Source organism: Terribacillus halophilus (genome assembly GCF_900101385.1).
Classification (GTDB): domain Bacteria; phylum Bacillota; class Bacilli; order Bacillales; family Amphibacillaceae; genus Terribacillus; species Terribacillus halophilus.
Map to the genome: position 1 here is coordinate 1 of NZ_FMZB01000005.1, position 22,076 is coordinate 22,076.

At 43.6% G+C, this 22,076-nt stretch carries 22 protein-coding genes, 2 tRNA genes and 2 rRNA genes; 22 read left to right on the forward strand and 4 right to left on the reverse strand.

Translation table 11 applies throughout. The features are described 5' to 3' along the window. From BLQ53_RS09645 to BLQ53_RS09660, 4 genes are all read left to right on the forward strand, one after another. Nucleotides 1-92, forward strand: a 23S ribosomal RNA gene (locus BLQ53_RS09645); the annotation flags it as partial. Between the two features lie 298 nt (nt 93-390). Beyond that, nucleotides 391-503, forward strand: a 5S ribosomal RNA gene (gene rrf / locus BLQ53_RS09650). A gap of 21 nt (nt 504-524) precedes the next feature. Beyond that, a tRNA-Met gene (locus BLQ53_RS09655) sits at nt 525-599 on the forward strand. A gap of 102 nt (nt 600-701) precedes the next feature. Next, a tRNA-Asp gene (locus tag BLQ53_RS09660) sits at nt 702-778 on the forward strand. 46 nt (nt 779-824) lie between these two features. On the opposite strand, the gene BLQ53_RS09665 is transcribed toward BLQ53_RS09660, so the two are convergent. Next, complete coding sequence (locus BLQ53_RS09665; protein WP_093727112.1) at nt 825-1,607, reverse strand: hypothetical protein; 783 nt, start codon at nt 1,605-1,607, stop codon at nt 825-827. Nucleotides 1,608-1,751: 144 nt separating this feature from the next. Between BLQ53_RS09665 and tsaE the strand changes: the two genes are divergently transcribed. From tsaE to tsaD, 4 genes are read left to right on the forward strand one after another with little or no spacing between them, the layout of a single operon-like run. Next, nucleotides 1,752-2,204 (forward strand): tRNA (adenosine(37)-N6)-threonylcarbamoyltransferase complex ATPase subunit type 1 TsaE, encoded by a 453-nt coding sequence (gene tsaE / locus BLQ53_RS09670; RefSeq protein ID WP_093727113.1) that lies wholly within the window; start codon nt 1,752-1,754, stop codon nt 2,202-2,204. Next, nucleotides 2,201-2,899: a tRNA (adenosine(37)-N6)-threonylcarbamoyltransferase complex dimerization subunit type 1 TsaB gene (gene tsaB / locus BLQ53_RS09675; RefSeq protein ID WP_093727114.1), complete on the forward strand. Its 699-nt coding sequence runs from the start codon at nt 2,201-2,203 to the stop codon at nt 2,897-2,899. The genes tsaE and tsaB overlap by 4 nt, the downstream gene beginning before the upstream one ends. After that, a complete protein-coding gene (gene rimI, locus BLQ53_RS09680) occupies nt 2,896-3,345 on the forward strand; it encodes a ribosomal protein S18-alanine N-acetyltransferase (protein WP_425288298.1) in 450 nt (149 codons plus the stop codon). The genes tsaB and rimI overlap by 4 nt, the downstream gene beginning before the upstream one ends. Further along, nucleotides 3,342-4,349, forward strand: coding sequence for a tRNA (adenosine(37)-N6)-threonylcarbamoyltransferase complex transferase subunit TsaD (tsaD, locus tag BLQ53_RS09685; protein ID WP_170829646.1), 1,008 nt, complete (start codon nt 3,342-3,344; stop codon nt 4,347-4,349). Before rimI ends, tsaD begins: the two co-directional genes overlap by 4 nt. Before the next feature lie 196 nt (nt 4,350-4,545). Here tsaD and BLQ53_RS09690 read toward each other — a convergent pair whose 3' ends face one another. Beyond that, nucleotides 4,546-6,501, reverse strand: a complete 1,956-nt coding sequence (locus BLQ53_RS09690) for an ABC transporter ATP-binding protein (protein WP_093727116.1) — start codon at nt 6,499-6,501, stop codon at nt 4,546-4,548. A 454-nt stretch (nt 6,502-6,955) separates the two neighbouring features. Between BLQ53_RS09690 and BLQ53_RS09695 the strand changes: the two genes are divergently transcribed. The 6 genes from BLQ53_RS09695 (at nt 6,956) to BLQ53_RS09720 (ending at nt 11,799) form a co-directional block, all read left to right on the forward strand. Next, nucleotides 6,956-7,582, forward strand: a complete 627-nt coding sequence (locus BLQ53_RS09695; RefSeq protein ID WP_093727117.1) for a redox-sensing transcriptional repressor Rex — start codon at nt 6,956-6,958, stop codon at nt 7,580-7,582. Nucleotides 7,583-7,729: 147 nt separating this feature from the next. Continuing rightward, the gene (locus tag BLQ53_RS09700; RefSeq protein WP_093727118.1) at nt 7,730-8,452 is read left to right on the forward strand and encodes an ABC transporter ATP-binding protein; all 723 of its coding nucleotides are present in this window, start codon (nt 7,730-7,732) and stop codon (nt 8,450-8,452) included. Then, nucleotides 8,449-9,195 (forward strand): ABC transporter permease, encoded by a 747-nt coding sequence (locus BLQ53_RS09705; RefSeq protein ID WP_093727119.1) that lies wholly within the window; start codon nt 8,449-8,451, stop codon nt 9,193-9,195. The genes BLQ53_RS09700 and BLQ53_RS09705 overlap by 4 nt, the downstream gene beginning before the upstream one ends. Before the next feature lie 260 nt (nt 9,196-9,455). Continuing rightward, nucleotides 9,456-10,022: a tyrosine-type recombinase/integrase gene (locus tag BLQ53_RS09710; protein WP_093727120.1), complete on the forward strand. Its 567-nt coding sequence runs from the start codon at nt 9,456-9,458 to the stop codon at nt 10,020-10,022. Between the two features lie 51 nt (nt 10,023-10,073). Further along, entirely contained in the window at nt 10,074-10,562 is a 489-nt protein-coding gene (locus tag BLQ53_RS09715; RefSeq protein WP_093727121.1) for a cation:proton antiporter regulatory subunit, read from the forward strand. A gap of 16 nt (nt 10,563-10,578) precedes the next feature. Further along, on the forward strand, nt 10,579-11,799 hold the full coding sequence (locus tag BLQ53_RS09720) for a cation:proton antiporter (RefSeq protein ID WP_093727122.1): 1,221 nt from the start codon (nt 10,579-10,581) through the stop codon (nt 11,797-11,799). Between the two features lie 101 nt (nt 11,800-11,900). Here the strand turns inward: BLQ53_RS09720 and BLQ53_RS09725 are convergent, their stop codons facing one another. Beyond that, nucleotides 11,901-12,278, reverse strand: coding sequence for a hypothetical protein (locus BLQ53_RS09725; protein ID WP_139180865.1), 378 nt, complete (start codon nt 12,276-12,278; stop codon nt 11,901-11,903). A gap of 169 nt (nt 12,279-12,447) precedes the next feature. Here BLQ53_RS09725 and BLQ53_RS09730 point away from each other — a divergent pair, with 169 nt between their 5' ends. From BLQ53_RS09730 to BLQ53_RS09745, 4 genes are all read left to right on the forward strand, one after another. Further along, entirely contained in the window at nt 12,448-12,870 is a 423-nt protein-coding gene (locus tag BLQ53_RS09730; protein WP_170829647.1) for a universal stress protein, read from the forward strand. 43 nt (nt 12,871-12,913) lie between these two features. Beyond that, on the forward strand, nt 12,914-14,347 hold the full coding sequence (locus BLQ53_RS09735; protein ID WP_425288299.1) for an MDR family MFS transporter: 1,434 nt from the start codon (nt 12,914-12,916) through the stop codon (nt 14,345-14,347). A 390-nt stretch (nt 14,348-14,737) separates the two neighbouring features. Then, on the forward strand, nt 14,738-16,399 hold the full coding sequence (locus BLQ53_RS09740) for a catalase (protein WP_093727125.1): 1,662 nt from the start codon (nt 14,738-14,740) through the stop codon (nt 16,397-16,399). Between the two features lie 250 nt (nt 16,400-16,649). After that, on the forward strand, nt 16,650-17,480 hold the full coding sequence (locus BLQ53_RS09745) for a CPBP family intramembrane glutamic endopeptidase (RefSeq protein WP_093727126.1): 831 nt from the start codon (nt 16,650-16,652) through the stop codon (nt 17,478-17,480). 47 nt (nt 17,481-17,527) lie between these two features. Here the strand turns inward: BLQ53_RS09745 and BLQ53_RS09750 are convergent, their stop codons facing one another. After that, a complete protein-coding gene (locus BLQ53_RS09750; protein ID WP_093727127.1) occupies nt 17,528-18,442 on the reverse strand; it encodes an iron-hydroxamate ABC transporter substrate-binding protein in 915 nt (304 codons plus the stop codon). A gap of 361 nt (nt 18,443-18,803) precedes the next feature. Between BLQ53_RS09750 and BLQ53_RS09755 the strand changes: the two genes are divergently transcribed. The 4 genes from BLQ53_RS09755 (at nt 18,804) to BLQ53_RS09770 (ending at nt 22,028) form a co-directional block, all read left to right on the forward strand. Beyond that, nucleotides 18,804-19,574, forward strand: coding sequence for a TSUP family transporter (locus tag BLQ53_RS09755; RefSeq protein ID WP_093727128.1), 771 nt, complete (start codon nt 18,804-18,806; stop codon nt 19,572-19,574). Nucleotides 19,575-19,771: 197 nt separating this feature from the next. Next, a complete protein-coding gene (locus BLQ53_RS09760; RefSeq protein WP_093727129.1) occupies nt 19,772-20,731 on the forward strand; it encodes a LacI family DNA-binding transcriptional regulator in 960 nt (319 codons plus the stop codon). Between the two features lie 39 nt (nt 20,732-20,770). Then, a complete protein-coding gene (locus tag BLQ53_RS09765; protein WP_093727130.1) occupies nt 20,771-21,448 on the forward strand; it encodes a DUF554 domain-containing protein in 678 nt (225 codons plus the stop codon). A gap of 34 nt (nt 21,449-21,482) precedes the next feature. Continuing rightward, nucleotides 21,483-22,028 carry a hypothetical protein gene (locus tag BLQ53_RS09770; RefSeq protein ID WP_093727131.1) on the forward strand — a complete coding sequence of 182 codons (546 nt, stop codon included), beginning with the start codon at nt 21,483-21,485 and terminating at the stop codon, nt 22,026-22,028. Nucleotides 22,029-22,076 lie beyond the last annotated feature (48 nt).

The window sequence follows — 22,076 nt, forward strand, 5'->3', positions numbered from 1 at the left end:
ATCCCTCAGAGACGATGAGGTAGATAGGTTCGAGGTGGAAGCGTGGTGACACGTGCAGCTGACGAATACTAATCGATCGAGGACTTAACTAAAAACGAAAAGCGCAGGAAACCGTTTAGAAACGGAGGAATAAGTGAGAGGCCGGAAAGGGTGGTTTTACCCTTGCAGGGCTATCGCTTAGGCCATAGTTTCTGGCCTTTGGAGCTGGATCTAGCCGCAGCGCTAGTCATTAGTAAGTCAACGCCAAAGACCAAGCACTCCGGTGCTTGGCACGCATGAGATGTAAAGCATGAAAGTTTCTTATCTAGTTTTGAGGGTTTACACTTCAAACTTGTTTTTTCAGTCGAGATAAAGTATAATATATCTTGTCTTTGGAAAAGATAAGTTAGGTCTGGTGGTAATAGCGAAGAGGTCACACCTGTTCCCATGCCGAACACAGTAGTTAAGCTCTTCAGCGCCGATGGTAGTTGGGTTCACCCTGCGAGAGTAGGACGCTGCCAGGCCGAATATTTCCTTATTATTATCGCGGGGTGGAGCAGGGGTAGCTCGTCGGGCTCATAACCCGAAGGTCGCAGGTTCAAATCCTGCCCCCGCAACCAATTTAGTTCACTTACTACGTCGAATTACTTCTTAGTTAGTGAAGGATGGTAACACACAAAGTGTGCAACCAAAAATATTATGCACTAATACATAGCAGCATTGGTCCGGTAGTTCAGTTGGTTAGAATGCCTGCCTGTCACGCAGGAGGTCGCGGGTTCGAGTCCCGTCCGGACCGCCATACATAAGATCATTCAAAAGCTTTAGGATTAATCCTAAAGCTTTTTTTATATGTGTATTTCCCAGCCAATCAGTGTAATGCTTTCCGCAGCACCGGCAGCTTGGGCATTTCTTAGCAATGACTGGACGAAATGCGGCATGCTTTCGCTCTTGTTGAAAGCACGTTGCAAACTGGATGCGTTTTTATATGGAGAAACAGGGAAGCATTGCAGCCCTATTGTAGACAATAAGATGTGATTGCTCCCGGTTGCCAGAGGTATTATGCCCATGTTATAAGCAGGTACCTCCTGATCAAAGGTATTATCAGCTCCGATTCGACTGGAGCGAGACTGTTGATTCAGCTGGATGGAGCTGGAATGATCCGAAATAGATGATAAATGAAAAAGCGCATTCTCGCCGATGGAAAGCCAATATAAGTATCCTGCTTTTCGTACGGTAATCAAACAAGAGCTATTACCATTCACCTTGGCTGCCGTCGATCGGAAACGCACACTGTTGAACATACTCATAAGAAAGCTGTCGATTTTTTTGATTGCACTGGAAACATCTTCATCTAGTGTTTCGATGATTTTCCTCTGTCTAAGGATAAGGGAGTCCGCGATGAAGGCAGCACTTTCCACTGTATGCTCTGCTCCCAAGATGACTGCAAGTTCCCAGTCGGCTCCTGTAAAGATGAGGCAAGCATTCTCGTTCTTATAAGCGCCGTGCGCAATGCTTCCGCCGAAACGACCAATCCATACGTGTTGGTATTTGTGCAGATCCACTTGATCCAGATAGGATTTTATTTCACCATTCCAGCTATAGCTGTACATTTGTTCCAATGCTTCCATATGCATGCTCCTTTATTAGCTGATAGTATAATTATTCTCCAAAAATTCAGGAAAGCCTTTTTGTTTCTGGTGCTTTTGCATTTAGGTTATACTTTGCTATGATAAATAGATGAATAAAGAATGAAAGCGAGTCAGGTGATGGTAATGACCCATTTAATGAAGACGATGCATACAATAGAAGAAACCAATTCGTTTGGTAGGAAGCTTGCTGAACTGCTGCAGTCAGGAGATATCATTACGATGGAAGGCGATCTTGGTGCAGGTAAGACGACACTGACAAAAGCGATCGGTGCTGGTCTAGGTGTGAAAAGGACGATCAACAGTCCCACCTTCACCATCATTAAAGAATATGAAGGACGTCTTCCGTTATATCATATGGATGTATATCGGCTGGAGGACAGTGATGAAGATATTGGTTTCGAAGAGTATTTTTCAGGTGAAGGTGTTTCCATTGTGGAATGGGCACAATTCATAGAAGATTACTTGCCGAAGGAGCGTTTGGAGCTTACGCTTAAGCATGATGGAGAAGGAAGAACGATTATGCTCAAGCCCATCGGTGAACGTTATGAAAAGCTTTGTGAGGAGTTAATGGAATGAATATATTAACCATGGACACATCCAATCAGCTGCTGGGAGTAGCGATTGTGAAAGATGGTGTAACATTAGGTGAACATGTCATGCATGGTCACAGGGATCACTCCGTTCGTTTGCTGCCGGCAATCGAGCAATTGATGAAAGAAACAAAGACGACACCAGCCGACTTGGATCGGATTGTCGTCGGACAGGGACCTGGATCCTACACAGGCGTACGAATCAGTATGGCCACTGCCAAGACAATGGCCTGGGCTCTTGGCATCGAGGTCATTGGTGTTTCCAGTCTTGAGGGGCTTGCTCATCAAGGAGAATTATTCTCAGGGCATGTCTGTCCTTTCTTTGATGCGCGCAGGGGGCAGGTATATACAGCCCTTTACGCCAGCAATAATGCATCACTCGAGCAGGTGCAAGAAGCAGTTAATCCTCTGTTCTCGGATTGGCTTGAACAGTTGCGAACCAGAGATGAAAAAATTCTATTCCTAAGCCCGGATATCGAGATGTACCGCAGTATGATCACCGAAATGCTAGGTGAGCAAGCAGTTATTCCGGAAGGTGCTCTGCATTACGCACGTCCTTCCGTACTGGCTCAAATCGGCGCTGTGAAGAAGACGGATGATGTACATCAAATTGTACCGAATTATGTTCGTATGACGGAGGCGGAATCAAATTGGCTGAAGCAGCAGGAGCAGCACAAGTGAGTGCGCAAGTAATAGTCCGTCCGATGCGGTTAGCCGATGTGTCGGCCGTCTATGCAATCGAGAGAGCATCATTTGCCGTGCCATGGTCCATGGATATCTTTGAACGGGAGATAACCGAAAATACCTTTGCAAATTATTTTGTCATTGAAAGCGATGGTGTAATTGCTGGTTATTGCGGGATGTGGCTTGTCATCGATGAGGCACAGATCACGAATATCGCCATCCTGCCTGATTACAGGGGACAGAAACTAGGTGAGAAGCTGTTTGCACATGTCTTGGAGCAGGCAATCTTTGCGGGTGCTTACCGTTTGTCTCTGGAAGTGCGAGTATCCAATATTCCGGCACAGCACTTATATCGGAAATTCGGATTGGTGCCGGGTGGAATACGGAAAAACTATTATACAGACAATCATGAAGATGCGATTGTAATGTGGGTGAATTTATGAAAACATCAGAACTTATCTTAGCAATAGAAACAAGCTGTGATGAAACCGCAGCTGCCGTTATTGAGGGAGGCAGGGTAATCAGATCGAATGTCGTTGCTTCCCAAATCGAAAGTCATAAGCGCTTTGGCGGTGTAGTACCGGAAATTGCGTCCAGGCATCATGTGGAACAGATTACGCTTGTCATAGAAGAGGCAATTCGGCAATCTGGCATTCAAAAAGAGGATTTGGATGCCATTGCTGTAACGCAGGGACCTGGTCTTATCGGTGCATTGCTTGTCGGGGTGAATGCTGCCAAAGCGCTGGCATTTTCCCTTGGCAAGCCTTTGATCGGTGTTCATCACATTGCTGGTCACATTTATGCCAATCGCCTGGAGCAGGAGTTTGCATTTCCATTACTTGCTTTAGTCGTTTCGGGCGGCCATACAGAGCTTGTCCTCATGAAAGAGCACGGCAGTTTCGAGGTTATCGGAGAAACGCGCGATGATGCAGCTGGAGAGGCATACGATAAAGTAGCCAGGACATTGCAGCTTCCTTATCCAGGAGGTCCACGGATTGATAAGCTGGCCGCTGAAGGAGAACAGTCGATTGATTTTCCTCGGGCATGGCTGGAGCCCGGGAGCTACGACTTCAGTTTTTCGGGTTTGAAATCGGCAGTGATCAATAAGCTGCATAATGCCAAGCAAAAAGGAGAAACACTGCCGCCTGCCGATGTAGCGGCGAGCTTCCAAGCAAGCGTCGTAGATGTGCTGGTAGGCAAAACAATTCGTGCGGCAGAAGAATTCGGTGCCAAGCAAATCATCGTTGCCGGCGGTGTTGCTGCAAATAGAGGACTGCGTGCCTCACTTGAAGAAGCATTTGCGGACAAGCAAGCAGATCTGCTTATTCCGCCGTTGGCTTTATGTACAGATAATGCAGCAATGATTGGTGCTGCTGCTTCCATCCTTTATCAGCAAGAGAAATTTGCCGATATGTCAATGAATGCAAGAGCTTCTATGCCGTTATAATAAAAAGCATCGTTTTCAGCCAAGAAAACGATGCTTTTTTATTCACAATTTAGGGAGTTGATTGTGCATAACTTCTTAAAACCCACTATTAGTACCTGGTATAGAAGTGGATAAATTAGACCGAATTAGCTGTGAATATTGTGGATAATGTGCATAACATTGTGCATATCCCATTATATCAACAATGTAACCCCATTCAGTCCTGTGTATAACTTTCTTGTTCTTCACTGAGTGTTTCCCATTCTTCCATCACTTCCAGCAATATTGCTTGCAGCTGCTCATTTTTCTCGGTTATCTCTTGTGCTTTTTGATAATCCTGAAAGATTTCCGGATCTGTGAGCAATGTTTCATTGCTGTCGATTTCTGTTTCCAGCTCGGCGATCTTCTCTTCCAGTTCGGCAATGCGTCTTTCCCGTTTCCGGATTTCCCGCTTCAGTACCTTATCTTGATGATAAGTGGATTTATTCTCCTGTTTGACAGCTTTCTGCTTCGTTTGTGCAGCAAGAGCCTCCAATTCTGCAATTTCCTGCTGCTCCTGTTTCTTCTCCAGGAAATAATCATAGTTCCCCAAATAGGATGTAATTTGTCTATCGGCCATTTCAAGCACCTGTGTGGCAACTTTATTCATGAAATAACGGTCATGAGAGACAAATAGGATCGTGCCCGGATAGTCGGCCAATGCACCCTCCAATACTTCCTTACTGTCTAAGTCCAAATGGTTGGTAGGCTCATCCATGATCAAGAGATTCGATTTCTGCATCATTAGCTTGGCTAACGCAAGGCGAGCCTTTTCGCCACCGCTCAATGTGTTGACTACCTTCAGCACGTCATCGCCAGTGAACAGGAAATTGCCGAGGATCGTTCGGATATCTTTTTCATCCATTAGCGGATAATCATCCCAAAGCTCGGCAAGAACGCTTTTTGAGGAGTGCAATTCTGTCTGCTCCTGGTCGTAATAGCCGATGCTGACGCCAGTACCTAGCTCTACCTGTCCAGAATTGGCTGGCAGCTTTCCGATGATCGTCTTAAGCAATGTTGTTTTACCAGTTCCGTTTGGACCAGTGAGGGCAATACGATCCTGGCGATTCATATGGAAGCTGACATGCTCAAAGACTGGGGAGGTGCTCTCAGGATATTGATAGGACAAGTCGCTCACTTTCAATACATCATTACCACTGCGTCGATCGATATCGAATGAGAGTTTTGCAGACGATGCATCATGTAGCGGCCGATCGATCCGTTCCATCTTCTCGAGCTGTTTGCGTCTGCTTTGTGCGCGTTTTGTTGTTGTAGCACGTGCAATGTTCTTTTGAACAAATTCTTCCATCTTTTTAATTTCAGACTGCTGTTTTTCGTATTGCTTCAATTCGCGTTCAAAATTGGCAGCTTTTTGTTCCAGATAGCTGCTGTAATTTCCTTTGTAACGAACCGAATGATTATGCGCTATCTCAATGACTGTATTAACGGTTTTATCAAGAAAGTAACGGTCGTGCGATACAACTACAACAGCGCCCTGGTAGCTGCTCAAGTACCCTTCCAGCCAGTCCAGGGTTGAAATGTCCAAGTGGTTGGTCGGCTCATCCAGTATCAATACGTCAGGTTTCTGGAGGAGGAGCTTTCCTAAGGCAAGACGCGTTTTTTGTCCGCCGCTTAAGGAACCGATCGGTGTGGACAAGTCTTTGTCTCCGAATCGGAGTCCGTTCAGCACGGAACGAATATCTGCTTCATATTGATAACCTCCATTCAAACGGAAGGCTTGCTGTTTTGTATCATAATTTGTTAAAAGCTGCTGGTAAGATGCTTCGTCAGAAATAAGATCGGGATCGCCCATTTTTGCTTCCAGGCGGCGTAATTCATCCTCTTGCTGGATGAGATCGGTGAAGACAGTCTTCATTTCCTCCAAGATGCTCTTTTCCGACTCTAAGCCTGTGTGCTGTTCCAAATATCCTAGTGTGGCATCTTTTGACAGGAATACATTTCCCTCGTCATAGCTCAATTCCCCTGCAAGGATCTTCAGCAAAGTCGATTTACCCGCACCGTTGCGTCCGACGATGGCCAAACGATCCTGTGTTTGTACTTCCAGTTTTATATTTGATAAAATGACGTCTGCGCCAAATAGTTTTGTAATATTGTTCGCTTGCAATAAAATCATCTTGTTCACCTCATACTATCAGTGTATCCTATGTGACAAAACAGTAGCAAGCGCCGAATTCCCGCGCTTTTATGCTTTTATGCGGATGGACATCTTAAATGAATTTGTTAAAATGGAGATAAGGTGCCCCACCCTCATATTCTTTGTGAATCTGTACAAGACTTTCCTTCTCTTATCTGTTAGAATAAGGTGTTAACTATAATCGTACTTTGTGAAAGTATCATATCGTAACAATTCAAGGATGAAGCCGCAGGCAGCATCTGCAACTCCTTACAGATGCCGGAAGGGAACCTGTCTGCAACCCATTATTCCGTCTAGTCGGAGTAAAGCTGGCCATATTTTGAGAAAAGGTAACAGAACCATACTGTTCTAGTCCGAGAGGCCTTTTTGACCAGCTGCATGGCTGCACGAAGTTCGCTTTTGGAAACTGCAGGCTTTAGGAGGATAAATGAGCATGTATATGGATCAAAATAAAATACCAAAAGCTACGGCAAAGCGGCTGCCCCTTTATTATCGATTCCTCAACAGCCTGCATCTGCAAGGCAAAACGAGAGTATCCTCGAAGGAACTCAGTGAATCGGTGAAAGTCGACTCAGCTACCATCCGCCGTGACTTTTCTTATTTCGGAGCCCTTGGCAAAAAGGGCTACGGCTATAATGTAGAGTACTTGCTGAACTTCTTCCGGAAGACACTGGACCAAGACGAGATCACGAAAGTGGCACTTATCGGTGTCGGTAATCTTGGAACGGCATTCCTGCATTATAACTTCACGAAAAATAACAATACAAAAATCGAGATGGCATTCGATACCGACCCAGGGAAAGTGGATCATAATATCGGCGGCGTACCTGTCTACCATATCGATGATTTGGAGAAATATATCGGTAATGTAAGTGCGGCAATCCTGACGGTGCCAGCGCATGCTGCCCAAGCAATCACCGACCGTCTTGTCGAGTGTGGAATCGCTGGGATCTTGAATTTCACCCCGGCGCGTATCGCCGTACCTAGCAATATTCGGGTGCATCATATCGATTTGGCAATCGAATTGCAGTCATTAGTTTATTTTCTAAAGCATTATTAATTCCAGCACCTCTTATGCAGAGGTGTTTTTTTTCTTACATAAAGGATAAATTGGTGGAATGGACAAGTAATAACAATGCTTTTTAGCATGGCTGAATCTTGGCCAGGAAGAGACACTAGGGAATAGAGATGGAAGGGAAGTGGAGACATGGTGCAAGCGGCAATCTCTTTAAAGGAAGTTACATATGAAACGGATAAGAAACAAATCATCCAAGGTATAACAGGCATATTCAAAAAGGGGAAGATCACAGCAGTCATCGGTCCATCAGGTGCGGGGAAAACAACACTTTTTCGGCTGTGTAATGGGTTACTGTCACCAACAGGAGGAAACATCCTGATCGATGGGAAGGAAATCAAAGCGTATGATCCGGTGAGCTTGCGCCGCCATGTCGGAATCGTCCTTCAGCAGGCAATCATGCTGGAAGGTACCGTTCGGGATAATTTGCATTTGCCGCTTCAGTTAGCCGGCAAGGAGCTATCGAATGATAAAGCAGAGCAGATTATACAGTTAGTAGGTTTGGAAACAGATATATTGAACCAAAACGGCAGAGATCTATCAGGAGGACAGAAGCAAAAAGTCTCCATCGCCAGAACACAGCTGAACCAACCGGATATTCTGCTGCTGGATGAAATCACGTCATCTTTGGATCGGGTTTCCAAGCAGGATATTGAGAAGCGTATCAATCAAATCAATCGAAAGCATGGCACAACGATCATTTGGATAACACATAATTTGGAGCAAGCAAAGTCGGTTGCGGATGAGGTTTGGGTCATGATGAACGGTGAAATTGCAGAAGCCGGTCCAATTGCATTACTGAATCATACGTCGAATGATGCTGTCAGACGTTTTGTTATGGAGGAAGAATTATGAGCTTCATCGCTTTGCTGCTCACTTTGATATTTGTCCTTATCCCGCTCATCCTATCCAAGACGCTGCGGCTTGGTCTTGAAAAAGACACACTGATTGCCACCGTTCGTTCCATCATCCAGCTGTTTGCGGTCGGATATGTATTACAGTTCATCTTCGACTCAGAAAATAGCCTTTATATCATCTTGATGGTGGCACTGATGATCGGGGCAGCAACGCAAAATGCCAGAAAGAAAGGGGCATCCATCAAAGGCATCACATGGAAGCTTGTGCTTACATTCATTGTAATTGAAATACTGACACAAGGGATTTTATTGGGGCTTGAAATCACACCGCCGTCTGCACAATACATCATCCCATTGAGCGGGATGGTGATAGGAAACTCCATGGTGCTGGGTATTTTGTTCTTGAATCGATTCACAGCGGAAGTAGTAGCCAGAAGAGAGGAAATGGAGCTCATCCTTTCTTTGGGCGGCACACCGAAACAAGCTATTCAGCGATCATTGCTAGCGTCCATCAAGGCGAGCACCATCCCCACGATCGAAAGCCAAAAAACGATTGGTCTGGTCCAGCTTCCTGGTATGATGAGCGGACAAATCATTGCCGGAGCAGATCCGCTCCAGGCCGTCATGTTCCAGTTGCTCATTCTATTTCTTTTGCTGACGACTGCCATCGTGACGAGCATCATGCTTGGTTTCTTATCTTACCCAACGAAGTTTAATGAGCGAATGCAAATTATTGATTAGGGCAAGTATGATTATGTCTCGTGAATCCAGTATAAATAGTAAGTCTCTAGGGAAAAATAAGCCGACAATACTGTTGGCTTATTTTTGTGTCATTAAGAAAGCATAATAAATTCAGGTTCCCCAAATGGGTGATCAAGTCGAAGAAGAAAAAAAGGGGAGCGGTTTCTTGGCGAATTGTTCCAGGGTAAGCTCTTAACTTCATGGTTACTCAATACTATGCTATAATAGCATTATGTAACATGGATTAAGGAGAATGGCTAATGGAATGCGTAGAAGCCCTAAGAAGCGTAGAGCAAATTAATGCTATAAAAAGATATTTAAAGGAACTTTCAGAACGGGATTATCTTCTCTTTGTTTTCGGTATAAATACCGGATTGAAGCTCAAAGAGATATTGGATATTAAAGTGGAAGATGTTTTGGAAAGAGAGGGTTGCATTAAGGATTTCTTTTTGCTTCCTCATGAAGAATCTGAAAATCCCAAGGAAATTTATCTCAACCCCAAGTTAAGACAGGATCTTTTGCATTATATCCAAGGCGAGCAATTAAAAAGCAGTGATTACTTGATCAAGTCGGCCAAAACCCAAAGGCCAATTAGCCGACAACAAGCTTACCGTATCATTCATCATGCTGCCGAAGCTGTCGGAATCGAAGGGAAAATCGGGACAAATTCCTTGAGGAAAACATTTGGTTATCATGCTTTTAAACGCGGAGTGGCCATTTCATTGCTGCAGAAACATTTTAATCACGCGACACCTTCTGAAACGCTTAAATATCTTGGGATTCCTAAAGGTGAAAAATTCAGGACAGAAATTGATGTAAACCTTTGAACGGACCTGACCTTCATCCATTGTTAACAATTGTTTAAAGGAGGATTAAGAATGAATATTCGAGAAAGTGAACTCCCTGGCATCGGGTATAAGGTAGAAATTGTCACAAAAAACCAGGATAAATTGGTTATTGTCGTCCATGATGACGGCCGCAGGGAAATCTATCATTTTGATGCGGATGATCACGAAGAGGTTTTGAGCTGCGCAACCTTCAACGACTCGGAAGCCAGACAGATTGCTGGTATTTTAGGGGGTATGGTGTATAAGCCTAAAGCATTGGAAACGATAGACTTTGCCTTTGACGATATCATAATCGAGTGGTTTCAAATAGAAAGGAATGCACCAGCAGTCAATAAAAGGATCGGCGAAATTGACATTCGAAATAATTTTGGAGTAAATGTTATCGCAATCAAGAAAAAGAAATTGAACAAGTCAAATAATCCTGGTCCGGATACAGTTCTAGAAGCTGGTGACACCTTGGTTGTATCAGGGGAAAGACAGCAAATAAAGGAGTTAATAAAAAAACTACTATCAGCATGAGAAGGGAGAATAATGGATGGATCATTTAGTGTTTGAAGTCGGAACTGCGCTTGTCCTTGTAGCGCTTGGAGCTATTATTGCAAATAAACTCAAATTTTCAATCATTCCCTTCCTTATCGTACTAGGAATGGTTGTCGGCCCACATGCCCCATCAATCGGTATCATTGATTTGACCTTCATTGAGAGTAATGAGATTATCCAATTTTTAGGGAGAATCGGCGTACTGTTTTTACTTTTCTACCTAGGTCTTGAATTTTCTGTAGGAAAACTAGTTAAATCCGGACGGAACATCGTCGTCGGCGGCAGTGTCTATGTAGCCATCAACTTTGTTCTTGGTTTGCTATATGGGTTTCTTGCAGGCATGCCTTGGGCGGAGACACTTATCATCGCAGGACTTGTGAGCGTGTCTTCCAGTGCAATTGTGGCCAAGGTTCTGGTTGATTTAAGAAGAACAGCGAATCCGGAAACCGAGCTTATCCTTGGTATTATATTGTTTGACGATATTTTTCTAGCTTTATTTTTAACTACAATGTCAGGTGTCCTCCTTGCAGGATCTACTTCATTCCTCGGCATCCTCACTTCAGTACTCATTTCGATCGGCTATATGTTGCTATTTTTTATTATTGCACGAAAAGGCGCGCCATTATTGAACAAATGGTTGAATATTAAATCCGATGAGATTTTCATCATTGTCATATTTGCTATTTTATTTTTTGTAGCTGGTTTCTCCGAGACGCTTCACGTTGCAGAAGCAATAGGTGCTCTATTGTTGGGGCTGGTCTTTTCAGAAACGAAACATAGGGATCGCATTGAACATTTGGTTGTTCCATTTCGGGATTTCTTTGGAGCTATTTTCTTCTTCAGTTTTGGATTGACTATCGACCCTGCCACATTAGCAGATGCAATCTGGCTGGCATTGGGCGCAGCTTTGCTGACTGTTATTGCCAATTTTGTTGCGGGTATGATTGCCGGAAGGAATGCCGGTCTCTCCCATAAAGCCTCCAGTAGTATCGGATTGACTATCATGGCCAGAGGGGAATTCTCCATTATAGTCGCTAACCTTGGTATTACGGCAGGATTAAGTCCCATTTTAACCCCCTTTACTGCTCTCTATGTTCTTATTCTGGCTATACTGGGACCACTCATGGCGAAGGAAAGCAAGAATATTTACAAGTTTTTAAACAAAGTCTTCAAATGGAGCAAAGAAACAGAAAAAAGAAGAAGTAAAACATCGTGATGTCATGCTTTTCTTTGTAAGAACCAACAAAATTACAAGAGATACGCTCTTCGATTTCCGGAGTATTGGAAAATCCGTCCTTTAATGGCGGGTTTTTCGTATTATAAGAGAAACGATTCGAGATTGCCAGTAATGATCATTCCACCATATACGAAGCTTACCGCACCGCCTCCCTGCCAAATGCCGACTTCATATTCGTTTTCATTCCCATAAAGAATGAGCGTCTCATCAAAACTTGCATAGGAAGCTGTTTCATGCATCTCCTTGCGTTCGCATTCATTGATGCATTCCAATATATCTTCCACCTGATTTTTGTCAGTAATCGTTGCCGATGGTTCGGCTGCATCCGCGTCGTATACCTCGATCCGATTTATTTTATCTTCAATGATTGCCTCTTGATTGAAGGAAGCAAGTATCCAGACAACGACCCCGGTAATCAAAAGGAAAATAATAATGAAACAGATGGTTTTGGCTAGCATGTACAATCCTCCGATTTTTTCTCCATCATCTCATACTTTTCCAAAAGGCTATTTAATGTTATTGTTAATTTTATACAGAAAAGTTTCGGGTGACGAAGCTTTTTTGACTTTCCGTTTGGGGGAATCATTTTGGGGGAAATGGCTACTATCATGGTGGAGGAGGGCTATTATGTACCAAAAGATACTATTGGCTGTCGATGGCTCCGAGAACTCGATTCGGGCAACAGAAGAGGTAATAAAAATCTGCCAGGAGAGCAATCATCCTATACAACTGGAAGTGGTCAATGCTTTGCAAGAGGTAAGAAATAGTGAAATCGTTCTGCAGCAGGTGAAGCCTGATGATGTACGTCGTGATGGGGAGCTGCGCATCCAGCCGAATGAAGAGAAGCTCCGGAATGCGAATATCCCTTACACTCGTACGATAGAGCGGGGCGATGCCGGAAAAATGATTGCCAATAAGGCGAATAATGATGCGTTCGACTTGGTCGTCATTGGTACGCGTGGCTTGAATGGTTTCCAGAAGCTTGTGGTAGGAAGTGTAAGTACAGAAGTGATTAAGAGAGCAAATTGCCCAGTCTTGGTTGTTAAATAGAAAGCGTTACCAACTGGAGCGAAGCGTGAGAGCGGTAGGGAGCATGGATGTGCGTAAACTAGAGTCTAAATGGTTGGTCGTCGTTGCGGTCCTATTCGGGACATTCACTGTCATTTTGAATAATAGTATGCTTAATCCGGCATTACCATCACTTATTTCCACTTTCGATGCCAATGCTGTCAGTGTCGGCTGGATCCTGACGATTTTCATGGTTGCAATGGGTATGACCATGCCTGTCACAGGTTATCTGGGAGATCGGTTCGGTAAGAAGTCCATTTACCTGCTAGGTCTTGTCGTTTTCCTGGCGGGGTCTGTCTTTGGGAGTTTTTCCGTCAGTCTGCCATTCGTCATCACGGCACGCTTCATCCAAGGAATCGGCGGCGGTTTGATGATGCCCATTTCAATGGCACTTATTTTCCAAGCCTTCCCGAAGCAAGAACGCGGGCTTGCTGTTGGTGTTTATGGTGTCGCCGCGATGGTGGCACCTGCGATTGGTCCGACAATCGGCGGTGTGCTGATTGCTTATTTACCATGGCCTTTCTTGTTTGCCTTTAATCTACCGTTCGGTCTCCTTGGTTTAGTGCTTGCCAGCCGTTATCTGAAATCAACTGCAGCAGACCCACATCGCCGCTTCGACAAAGGCGGTTTTGTCTTTGTTACGTTAGGAATCGGTTTGGTTTTGTATGCGCTGGGTCGCGGGCAGACACTGGACATGCTGTTATCGGCGTCTAATCTGGCACTTATCATTGCAGGTATATTAGCATTAGCATTTTTTGTTTATTATGAACGGTGTAAGGAACAGCCACTATTGGAGTTGTCGGTATTCCGTAATCCAACCTATGCGGTTTCGATCGCGGTGACCGCGACAGCTTCCATTGGGCTATTCTCAGGGATTTTCCTGCTGCCATTATTGATTCAAAATGTTTATGGTCTTAGTGAAATCCAGACTGGCTTGCTCTTTCTCCCGGCAGCATTGCTTAGCGGCGCCATGATGTCATTGGGCGGCCGGCTTTTGGATAAGAAGGGACCGCGCTGGGTCGTCCCGCCGGGTCTTTTGATTTTGGCGCTATCGACATTCCTGATTGGGAACTTGAGTTTATCGACGCCTTTCTGGCTGATTCTTGTCATCAATATGATCAGGGGCGCAGGTTTGGGTTTAAGCAATATGCCTGCCACGACAGCAGGGATGAATGATATACCAGAGCACCTCGTCTCGCAAGGATCTGCAATGAATAATGTCCTGCGGCAAATATTTTCAGCTTTCGGAATCGTGTTTTTCAGCATCTATTTCGAGGTTCGGCGAGCACATCTGTCGGCAGCCGGTGAGACTGTCCAGCAGGCGAGTCTGCAATCGATCAATGAGGCGTTTGTCATTTCCGGTATCTTGATGTTGATCATGGTTCCGGTATCATTCATCATGCGGTACAAAACGGAGAAGCAGCAGGTTCAAAAAGCAAAAGGAGTTTCAAATGGCTGATATAAAAGTAGTTGCTCTGACAAAGGGATTGATAAAAAGGAAACACCTGGAGCACCGATAATCTCCAGGTGTTATTTTTATGTTGGAAATCCACGTATGCTCCTTCAAACACCACAAACATACAACTGATTATAATGGCAGATCCAGCAGGAGGGAATGGGAAAAGGAAAAAAATAATCCATCAAATAACGCTTAAGTTTCATTCCGATTGGGAAAGATTCTGTTGTAAGTGAATTATTTGCATAGTATTGACTCATAATTTAAACTAGAGGTAATTTTATGATAATTAATATCAGTTAATATTAGTTATCATAAATAATACTTATTGTGGGTTTGAAATGATATTTCTCAGGAAAGATAAGACTGAATTATTTTAAGGAGGTTTTTATTTTGGCAGAGAACAAAGATGTGAATTCCTCAAATGAACAAGACGTGAAACGTGAAACCCTGACAACGCGCCAAGGACACCCTGTCCTGGATAACCAAAATATCCGTACAATTGGCGATCGTGGTCCAGCAACACTTGAAAATTACCATTTCATTGAAAAAATTTCCCACTTTGATCGAGAAGAAGTACCAGAGCGTGTAGTACATGCGCGAGGAACGGGAGCATTTGGCTATTTCGAAACTTACGGAAAAGTAGGAGATGAACCGGTAGAAAAGTATACACGCGCAAAAGTATTTTCTGGTGCCGGTAAAAAAACGCCATTGATGGTTCGCTTTTCTACCGTGGCAGGGGCAAAGGATTCACCTGAAACCGATCGAGATCCACGCGGCTTTGCGGTAAAAATGTACACAGAAGATGGAAACTGGGACCTGGTTGGGAACAATCTTAAGATTTTCTTTATCCGTGATGCCATGAAGTTCCCTGATATGATTCATGCGTTTAAAGCAGATCCAGCTTCAAACGTCCCAAATCCTGCGCGGATGTTTGACTTTGTTTCCCGTTCACCTGAAGCAACACATATGATTACCTTCCTGTTCTCCCCATGGGGTATTCCAGCCACGTATCGTCATATGCAAGGTTCTGGAGTAAACACGTATAAATGGGTGAATGAAAAAGGTGAGGCTGTATTGGTTAAGTATCACTGGGAGCCGAAACAAGGTATTCGTAATTTAACAACAGATGAAGCAAGAACCATTCAAGCGAAAACCGTCGGGCATGCAACACAGGACCTGTATGAAGCAATTGAACGTGGAGAATATCCGGAATGGGAACTTTATGTGCAGATCATGGAAGACGATTATCATCAGGAATTGGATTTTGATCCGCTCGACGATACAAAACTATGGCCAGAGGATAAGTTCCCTTGGCTGCCAGTAGGGAAAATGGTTCTTGATCGCAATCCGGTTGATTACCACGCGGAAATTGAGCAAGCAGCCTTTGGTACAGGCGTTCTTGTGGATGGGATGGACTTCTCGGACGATAAAATGCTCCAAGGCCGTACCTTCTCTTATTCCGATACACAGCGCTATCGTGTAGGAGCGAATTATCTGCAATTGCCTGTTAATGCACCCAAAGCGCCTGTTCGTACAAACCAGCACCGCGGCCAAATGGACACACGTGATCCGAAAGAGTCTGGGGAAAATCCATCGATCAACTATGAACCATCCATGGTCGGGGGATATCAGGAAGAAGGTAAAGGAAGTCGTAAGCCGCATCAGCCGACGTATAATGCCGCAGCGATGTCTGCCCCAATCGATCGTCCGAACAATTATGGACAAGCTGGTCACACATACCGAAGCTTCGAAGATTGGGAGCGCGATGAATTGATCAAGAACCTTTCCGATGCGCTTGCGATATGCGATAAACGGATTCAGGATGCGATGGTTCATCACTTTACACAAGCCGACGAAGAATATGGCCGCCGTGTGAAGGAAGGCATCGAAAAAGTAATGAAGGAAATGCAAGAAGCGAAAACGGACAATCAAGTTCCAGGTCGTGAATCAGGAAAATCCAAATATGGTCAAGGCACCGGTCAAGGTACAATAGCAGCCAACGAAGCAACGGATGAAGCTGTGAAGAAAAGCCATGAAACGGATCCTTACTGATCAACAATTGGGAAGTGCTCAAAAGCCAGGACTACTGGATTTTGAGCACTTCCTTTTTTTAGCCAAAAATACCTTGGTCTCGTAGGATGGAGATAACTTCCTGGTCATAGATAAATGCTATAAGGAATGCATTGGAAAATATTATATAATTTAAATGTAGTTCACTAAATTCAAGTGAGCTATTTTTGATGGACTATGGTTCTTGTATCAATCGCGAATTCAATAGGAACGTATCAGAGAGGGTAGAGCAATGCAAAAGTTACTAACTACTATTTTAAAAACAATCATCTTTTTTATAGGATGGGCAATTTTAATTTCTTTTACGCCGGATATAGGAACAAATAATCCAGCATTCTTGAGATTGTGGTGGGAGTTTTCTCCCTTTGCTGTAGTCGTTTTATTTTCTATCTTTTTTGTTTTTATCATCGAAAAGGGAAAAATCAAGATCCCCATTATAACAAGCTTCTTTAAAAATTCGCTGATCGGCGTTGTAACAGGTGCCTTATGGTTGGGGAGTGTGGCAGCTGTCCTTATCCTTACCAAAACAATGAATATACAAGGTCACAACCAGATTGATTTTATCTGGATTTGGATTTTGGCTTCACTGTTGAATGCTGCCATGCAAGAATTATTAATGAGAGGTTATTTATATCAGTTATGGAAGCAAAAATACAATGTGGCCGCGGCGACGGTTTTAACAACTATTTTATTTACTGCCATGCACGGCGGTGCTTTTGAAGCGGGTATGATCCCTGTGTTGAATGTTGTGTCGATGAGCGTCTTTGCTACCATCCTATTAGAATATACAGGTACAATGATAGCTCCGATAATTGCCCATTTTATATGGAATGCGATAGGAGCAATTATAATGGGCAGTGTTTCATTGGCGAGTGATTATCCAAATCTCTTAAATAGTTCATTTCAAGGGATTCAAATGTTATCAGGCGGCCAATATAAAATGGAAGGCAGTATCATTGTATTAGTCGTTAATCTCATCCTGATTACCTGTTTGTTGGTAGTAAATAAAAATAAATCATATGAATCAAAGTTTATTAGAAATAATAAAAAGGAGCTTGGGTAAAAAATCAAGCTCCTTTTGGCATTTTAAGCCTTCTTACTATGCAGCATTCACTTCAGTAACTGCTCTTCGAAGAAGTCCAGCTGATAATCCAAAGTCAAAGCATCATTGAACAAGAATGCATTCGCATCTGCAGTCAGGACATGACCTTCTTTGACAGCGGGTATTTCTTTGAATAGTTCTGTGTCTTGGTAGGAATTATCCTGGTCGCTGTACTCACTTATGACAAGATAGTCACCGACATATTCAGGCAGCACTTCCGAGGAAATCATCGTATAGCCTTCCTTTTCAGTCATTTCCTTTACCTTATCAGGCATGGCAAGTCCCATCTCTTGATAAAGGATTTCCGTTCCGCGTCCCCAGCTATCGCCAAGCACACCCATTCCTTTATCGTAGCTCTCCATTACTGTGACAGTGGCATCTTCTCCGATTTTGGCTTTGATTTCATCACCTGTAGTCTTCGCACGTTCTTTGAAGTCATCGACCCATTGTTGTGCTTCATCACCTTTATTCAGCAGTTTTCCAATTTCGACGTGCTGGGTTAGGTAATCGACCTTGTTGTACGTATATGTGACAGTAGGTGCCATTTCTTTAAACTTGTCCAAATTCTTGGTTGTATCGGCTGCGATGATTAGATCTGGTTTCAGCTCAAGGATCTTTTCTACATCATCTTCCGATACCGTTTCAGCGTCCTTTAATTTATCGGAAAGTACAGGACTGCTTTTGGCCCATTCATCGACACCGACAATATTGACACCAAGTGAAAGTACATCACCAGCATAAGATGCCAAGACGACGACTCTTTGCGGATCAGATGGAACTTCAATAGGGCCGGTTTCAGATTCATATGTAAAAGTATCTTTTGTCTCTTTTTCGCTGCTGTCGGCTGTGGATTTTTCCGAAGTTCCACATGCGCTCAGTATAAGTAAAAAGAGTCCAATTAATGCGATTGCTGCTTTTTTCATTCAATTTACCTGCTTTCTTGTAATGGATGGAATTATCCTTATTTTTGATAATGATAATCAGTATCAATTAGGTAAATATTAGAATGAAATCAATGCAATGTCAATGCATTTCGAGTTTAAATGATTAATTTGTGGTGATACCTTACGCTTGTTTCATATGGGAGTTTAAATTTCAGGGAATGCAGCTATGCACGACGGAGTATTTGTTTGTCCAACACTTTATGTAAAGATTGATAGTGGGCATGTCCAGGGGGGGCAGCGTCTGTTTCCTGATACCATCTACTTGCACTTATTTTCCATATGTTAAGATAAGGAGGTTAAGGTTAATAAATTTTATAAGAGGAAAGGGCAGGAAATACTTATGCACGTGGAATTGGACACAATCTTAATTATCATTTTATTCGGATTTCTTGCTGCATTCATTGACTCTGTTGTTGGTGGGGGTGGGCTGATCACTATTCCAGCGCTCCTGTTTGCGGGTTTGAACCCGGCTGCGGCAGTGGCAACGAATAAATTGGCCGGGACGATGGGCTCTTTTACAAGCACGCTTATATTCTATCGGTCAGGCAATCTTGAGTTGAAATCGGTTATGAAATACTTTCCGCTTTCCTTCATCGGCTCTCTATTCGGTGCCTGGACCGTCCATGTCATCGATCCGGCCCTGTTCAAGCCGCTTATGCTGGTGATGCTGATTGCCGTGGCCATTTATACCATCATAAAAAAAGATTGGGGCAGCGTGTCTACCTACAAGCGGTTGACGACAAAAAGATGGCTCATTTTTGCAGCTGTGCTGGCTCTTGTCGGTTTTTATGATGGATTTCTCGGACCGGGGACAGGATCATTCCTCATGTTCGCCTTCCTATTCATCGGTTATGATTTCTTACATGCAGCCGGCAATGCTAAGCTGTTGAACTTCAGCAGCAACATCGCTGCACTTATTCTTTTCATCATTTTAGGTCAAGTACATTATAGTATCGGGCTGATCATGGGGATATCCGGAATTTTCGGTTCCATCGTCGGTTCACGTTTTGCCATCAAGCGTGGGAGTGGATATGTACGGATTCTGTTTATCGTCGTAACGACAGTGCTGATTGTGAAGAATGTATATGATTACATAAAAGACCTCATGTAAACATAAAAAAGGCCATCGTGGCCTTTTTGTTAAGTACTGGTACCAGGTCACGCTCCACCAAAACGGATCACGCTCCGATGTCCAGTACCTATACTCATAGGTTACTTGCTGAAAACGATATCAGGTCAAGTTTTTTTTGAAACCGGGAAGCGTTATACTGTTATCATGAATAAAGCTGTTGAAATAAAGGAGAGCGTATGGCGACGATCAAGGATTTAGCTAAATTGGCTGGTGTTTCGGTGACAACTGTATCCCGTGTGCTCAATGACCATCCTTATGTGAGTAAGGAGAAACGGAAACTGGTACTGGAAGCAATCGAGCAGACCAAGTATGAGAAAAATGTGAATGCGGTTCATCTGAAAACAGGTAGAACGCAGCTGGTTGGTGTTGTCCTGCCTTTTTCTGATCATCCTTATTTTGCACAGTTATTGAAAGGAATAGCAAAGCAAGCCTTTAAGCACAACTACAAGCTGGTATTGATTCAGACAGATTACCAGGAAAAAAGAGAAAAGGAAGCACTGCACATGCTGCGGCAAAAGCAAATTGATGCGCTGATCATCTGTTCGCGGAGTTGTGATTTGGATTTGATCACGTCTTACACACTGTACGGGCCGATTGTTGTATGCGAAAAAGTGCATGGAGACAAGCTTTCTTCCGCTTATATAGATCATTATCAGGCTTTTCAGAGTGCGCTTGCCTATTTATATGAGACAGGACATCAGAAAATAGGCTATTCTGTCAGCAGACTCGATGGGACGAGCAGTAAGGAGCGCGCTGCTGCTTACCGGGATTTCCTAGCCGCAAAGGAACTGCCTTGCCGATTGGATTATGTGTTTGATAAGATGTTATATTTCGAAGATGGAGAAACGATGGTGACTCAGCTCAAGCAGATGGAAGATCCGCCATCAGCGCTCATCATAACGAATGATCAAGTTGCTGCCGGTGTGATGACTTGTGCCGGCAGAGTTGGCATAAACATACCGGAAAAGCTAGCCATCATCGGGTTCGATGACCATCCGATGGCACAAATGATGGGTATTTCAAGCATGCATATACCTCTTGAAGAGATGGGGGAGCATTTATTCAAGCAGGCACTAGGGAAGGAATCAAAAGATAAAGTATTCCACGCTACACTGATAAAACGGGAGACAGTGTAAGAAAGGGATAGCAAAGGCTGCAGTTTTGGAGGAAATGATATGTTTGGGACATTATTCAACGTAGCAATGATCATCATAGGCAGTACATTGGGGACCGTATTCAAAAAGGGGATGAAGGATAAATATCAAACCATTTTGCTGCAAGCTATGGGATTGGCAGCCTTGGCATTAGGGGCCAATGCAATAGTGGAGCATTTGCCAGCTAGTAAATATTCTGTTCTTTTCATTGTCAGTTTGGCAATTGGAGCAATTATAGGAGAAAGTCTGGATTTTGATACGAGATTCAACAATCTAGTGAAGAAATTTTCCAAATCAAATTTGGCAGAGGGACTATCCACAGCCATCCTATTGTTTTGTATCGGATCTCTTTCCATATTGGGACCGGTTGAAGCAGCACTGCATAAAGATTATTCGTATTTGATGGCTAATGGCATGCTGGATTTCGTCACCTCCCTTGTTCTGGCTTCGACCTTTGGATTCGGAATAGCAATATCCGCTGGTGTTCTCTTTGTTTGGCAAGGATCGATTTATATGGTGGCAAAAGCATTGGAAAGCACAGTCAATATTGATTTGCTGAATGAAGTGAGCATCGTAGGCGGTGTGTTGATTTTGAGTTCTGGATTGAGCATCTTAGGGATCAAGAAATTCAAGACGATGAACTTTCTGCCAGCATTGCTTGTTCCGCCTGTTTTCTTTTTGATTTTGAAGTTATTCTAGATTGTTATAGATGAAGCGGAGAAGGAGGAAGCACATGGATGACCAAATAAAAGAAGCATTTCTTAGATCTAAATCCAAGGACAAGCAGGAAAGCTATGAAGCATATCTGTATATCCTTCAAGTCACAGAGAAGCAGATAGACTGGGCGTATGAGGTCTGGGACGATTTGCTGGAAAGTTTAAGCGATAAAGATAACCATCAGCGTTCCCGAGCGGCACAATACCTGGCCAACCTAGCTAAAAGCGATCCGGAAAAAAGAATGCATGCTGATCTGCCAAAGCTCTTGGAAGTGACGAAGGATAAGCAGTTTGTCACTGCCAGGCACAGTCTTCAAGCCATCTGGAAAATCGGGCTTGCCGATGGCGTTCTAAAAGAGAAAATGATGACCTATATGGCAGACCGCTTTATAAATGGTATAAATGAGAAGAATTATACATTGATCCGGTTCGATATCATTCAGAATATGAAGCATTTGTATGATCAGCTGGGTGATGAAGCTATCAAGCAAACAGCGATGGAATTGATAGATACGGTCGTGGATGATAAATATAAGAAGAAGTATAAGAGTGTATGGAGATAGCGCGATACTAACGGAAGAACATAGGACAGCAGCCATGCATGATTTTTT

Excerpts from the sequence above, each read along its gene's own strand:
- tsaB (WP_093727114.1), top strand. The coding sequence starts at position 2,201 with ATGAATATATTAACCATGGACACATCCAATCAGCTGCTGGGAGTAGCG.
- BLQ53_RS09760 (WP_093727129.1), top strand. The coding sequence starts at position 19,772 with ATGGCGACGATCAAGGATTTAGCTAAATTGGCTGGTGTTTCGGTGACA.
- BLQ53_RS09730 (WP_170829647.1), top strand. The coding sequence starts at position 12,448 with ATGTACCAAAAGATACTATTGGCTGTCGATGGCTCCGAGAACTCGATT.
- tsaE (WP_093727113.1), top strand. The coding sequence starts at position 1,752 with ATGACCCATTTAATGAAGACGATGCATACAATAGAAGAAACCAATTCG.
- BLQ53_RS09720 (WP_093727122.1), top strand. The coding sequence starts at position 10,579 with ATGGATCATTTAGTGTTTGAAGTCGGAACTGCGCTTGTCCTTGTAGCG.
- BLQ53_RS09725 (WP_139180865.1), bottom strand. The coding sequence starts at position 12,278 with ATGCTAGCCAAAACCATCTGTTTCATTATTATTTTCCTTTTGATTACC.
- BLQ53_RS09700 (WP_093727118.1), top strand. The coding sequence starts at position 7,730 with ATGGTGCAAGCGGCAATCTCTTTAAAGGAAGTTACATATGAAACGGAT.
- tsaD (WP_170829646.1), top strand. The coding sequence starts at position 3,342 with ATGAAAACATCAGAACTTATCTTAGCAATAGAAACAAGCTGTGATGAA.
- BLQ53_RS09665 (WP_093727112.1), bottom strand. The coding sequence starts at position 1,607 with ATGGAAGCATTGGAACAAATGTACAGCTATAGCTGGAATGGTGAAATA.
- BLQ53_RS09710 (WP_093727120.1), top strand. The coding sequence starts at position 9,456 with ATGGAATGCGTAGAAGCCCTAAGAAGCGTAGAGCAAATTAATGCTATA.
- BLQ53_RS09745 (WP_093727126.1), top strand. The coding sequence starts at position 16,650 with ATGCAAAAGTTACTAACTACTATTTTAAAAACAATCATCTTTTTTATA.
- BLQ53_RS09770 (WP_093727131.1), top strand. The coding sequence starts at position 21,483 with ATGGATGACCAAATAAAAGAAGCATTTCTTAGATCTAAATCCAAGGAC.
- BLQ53_RS09735 (WP_425288299.1), top strand. The coding sequence starts at position 12,914 with ATGGATGTGCGTAAACTAGAGTCTAAATGGTTGGTCGTCGTTGCGGTC.
- BLQ53_RS09705 (WP_093727119.1), top strand. The coding sequence starts at position 8,449 with ATGAGCTTCATCGCTTTGCTGCTCACTTTGATATTTGTCCTTATCCCG.
- BLQ53_RS09715 (WP_093727121.1), top strand. The coding sequence starts at position 10,074 with ATGAATATTCGAGAAAGTGAACTCCCTGGCATCGGGTATAAGGTAGAA.
- BLQ53_RS09750 (WP_093727127.1), bottom strand. The coding sequence starts at position 18,442 with ATGAAAAAAGCAGCAATCGCATTAATTGGACTCTTTTTACTTATACTG.
- BLQ53_RS09765 (WP_093727130.1), top strand. The coding sequence starts at position 20,771 with ATGTTTGGGACATTATTCAACGTAGCAATGATCATCATAGGCAGTACA.
- BLQ53_RS09690 (WP_093727116.1), bottom strand. The coding sequence starts at position 6,501 with ATGATTTTATTGCAAGCGAACAATATTACAAAACTATTTGGCGCAGAC.
- BLQ53_RS09695 (WP_093727117.1), top strand. The coding sequence starts at position 6,956 with ATGTATATGGATCAAAATAAAATACCAAAAGCTACGGCAAAGCGGCTG.
- BLQ53_RS09755 (WP_093727128.1), top strand. The coding sequence starts at position 18,804 with ATGCACGTGGAATTGGACACAATCTTAATTATCATTTTATTCGGATTT.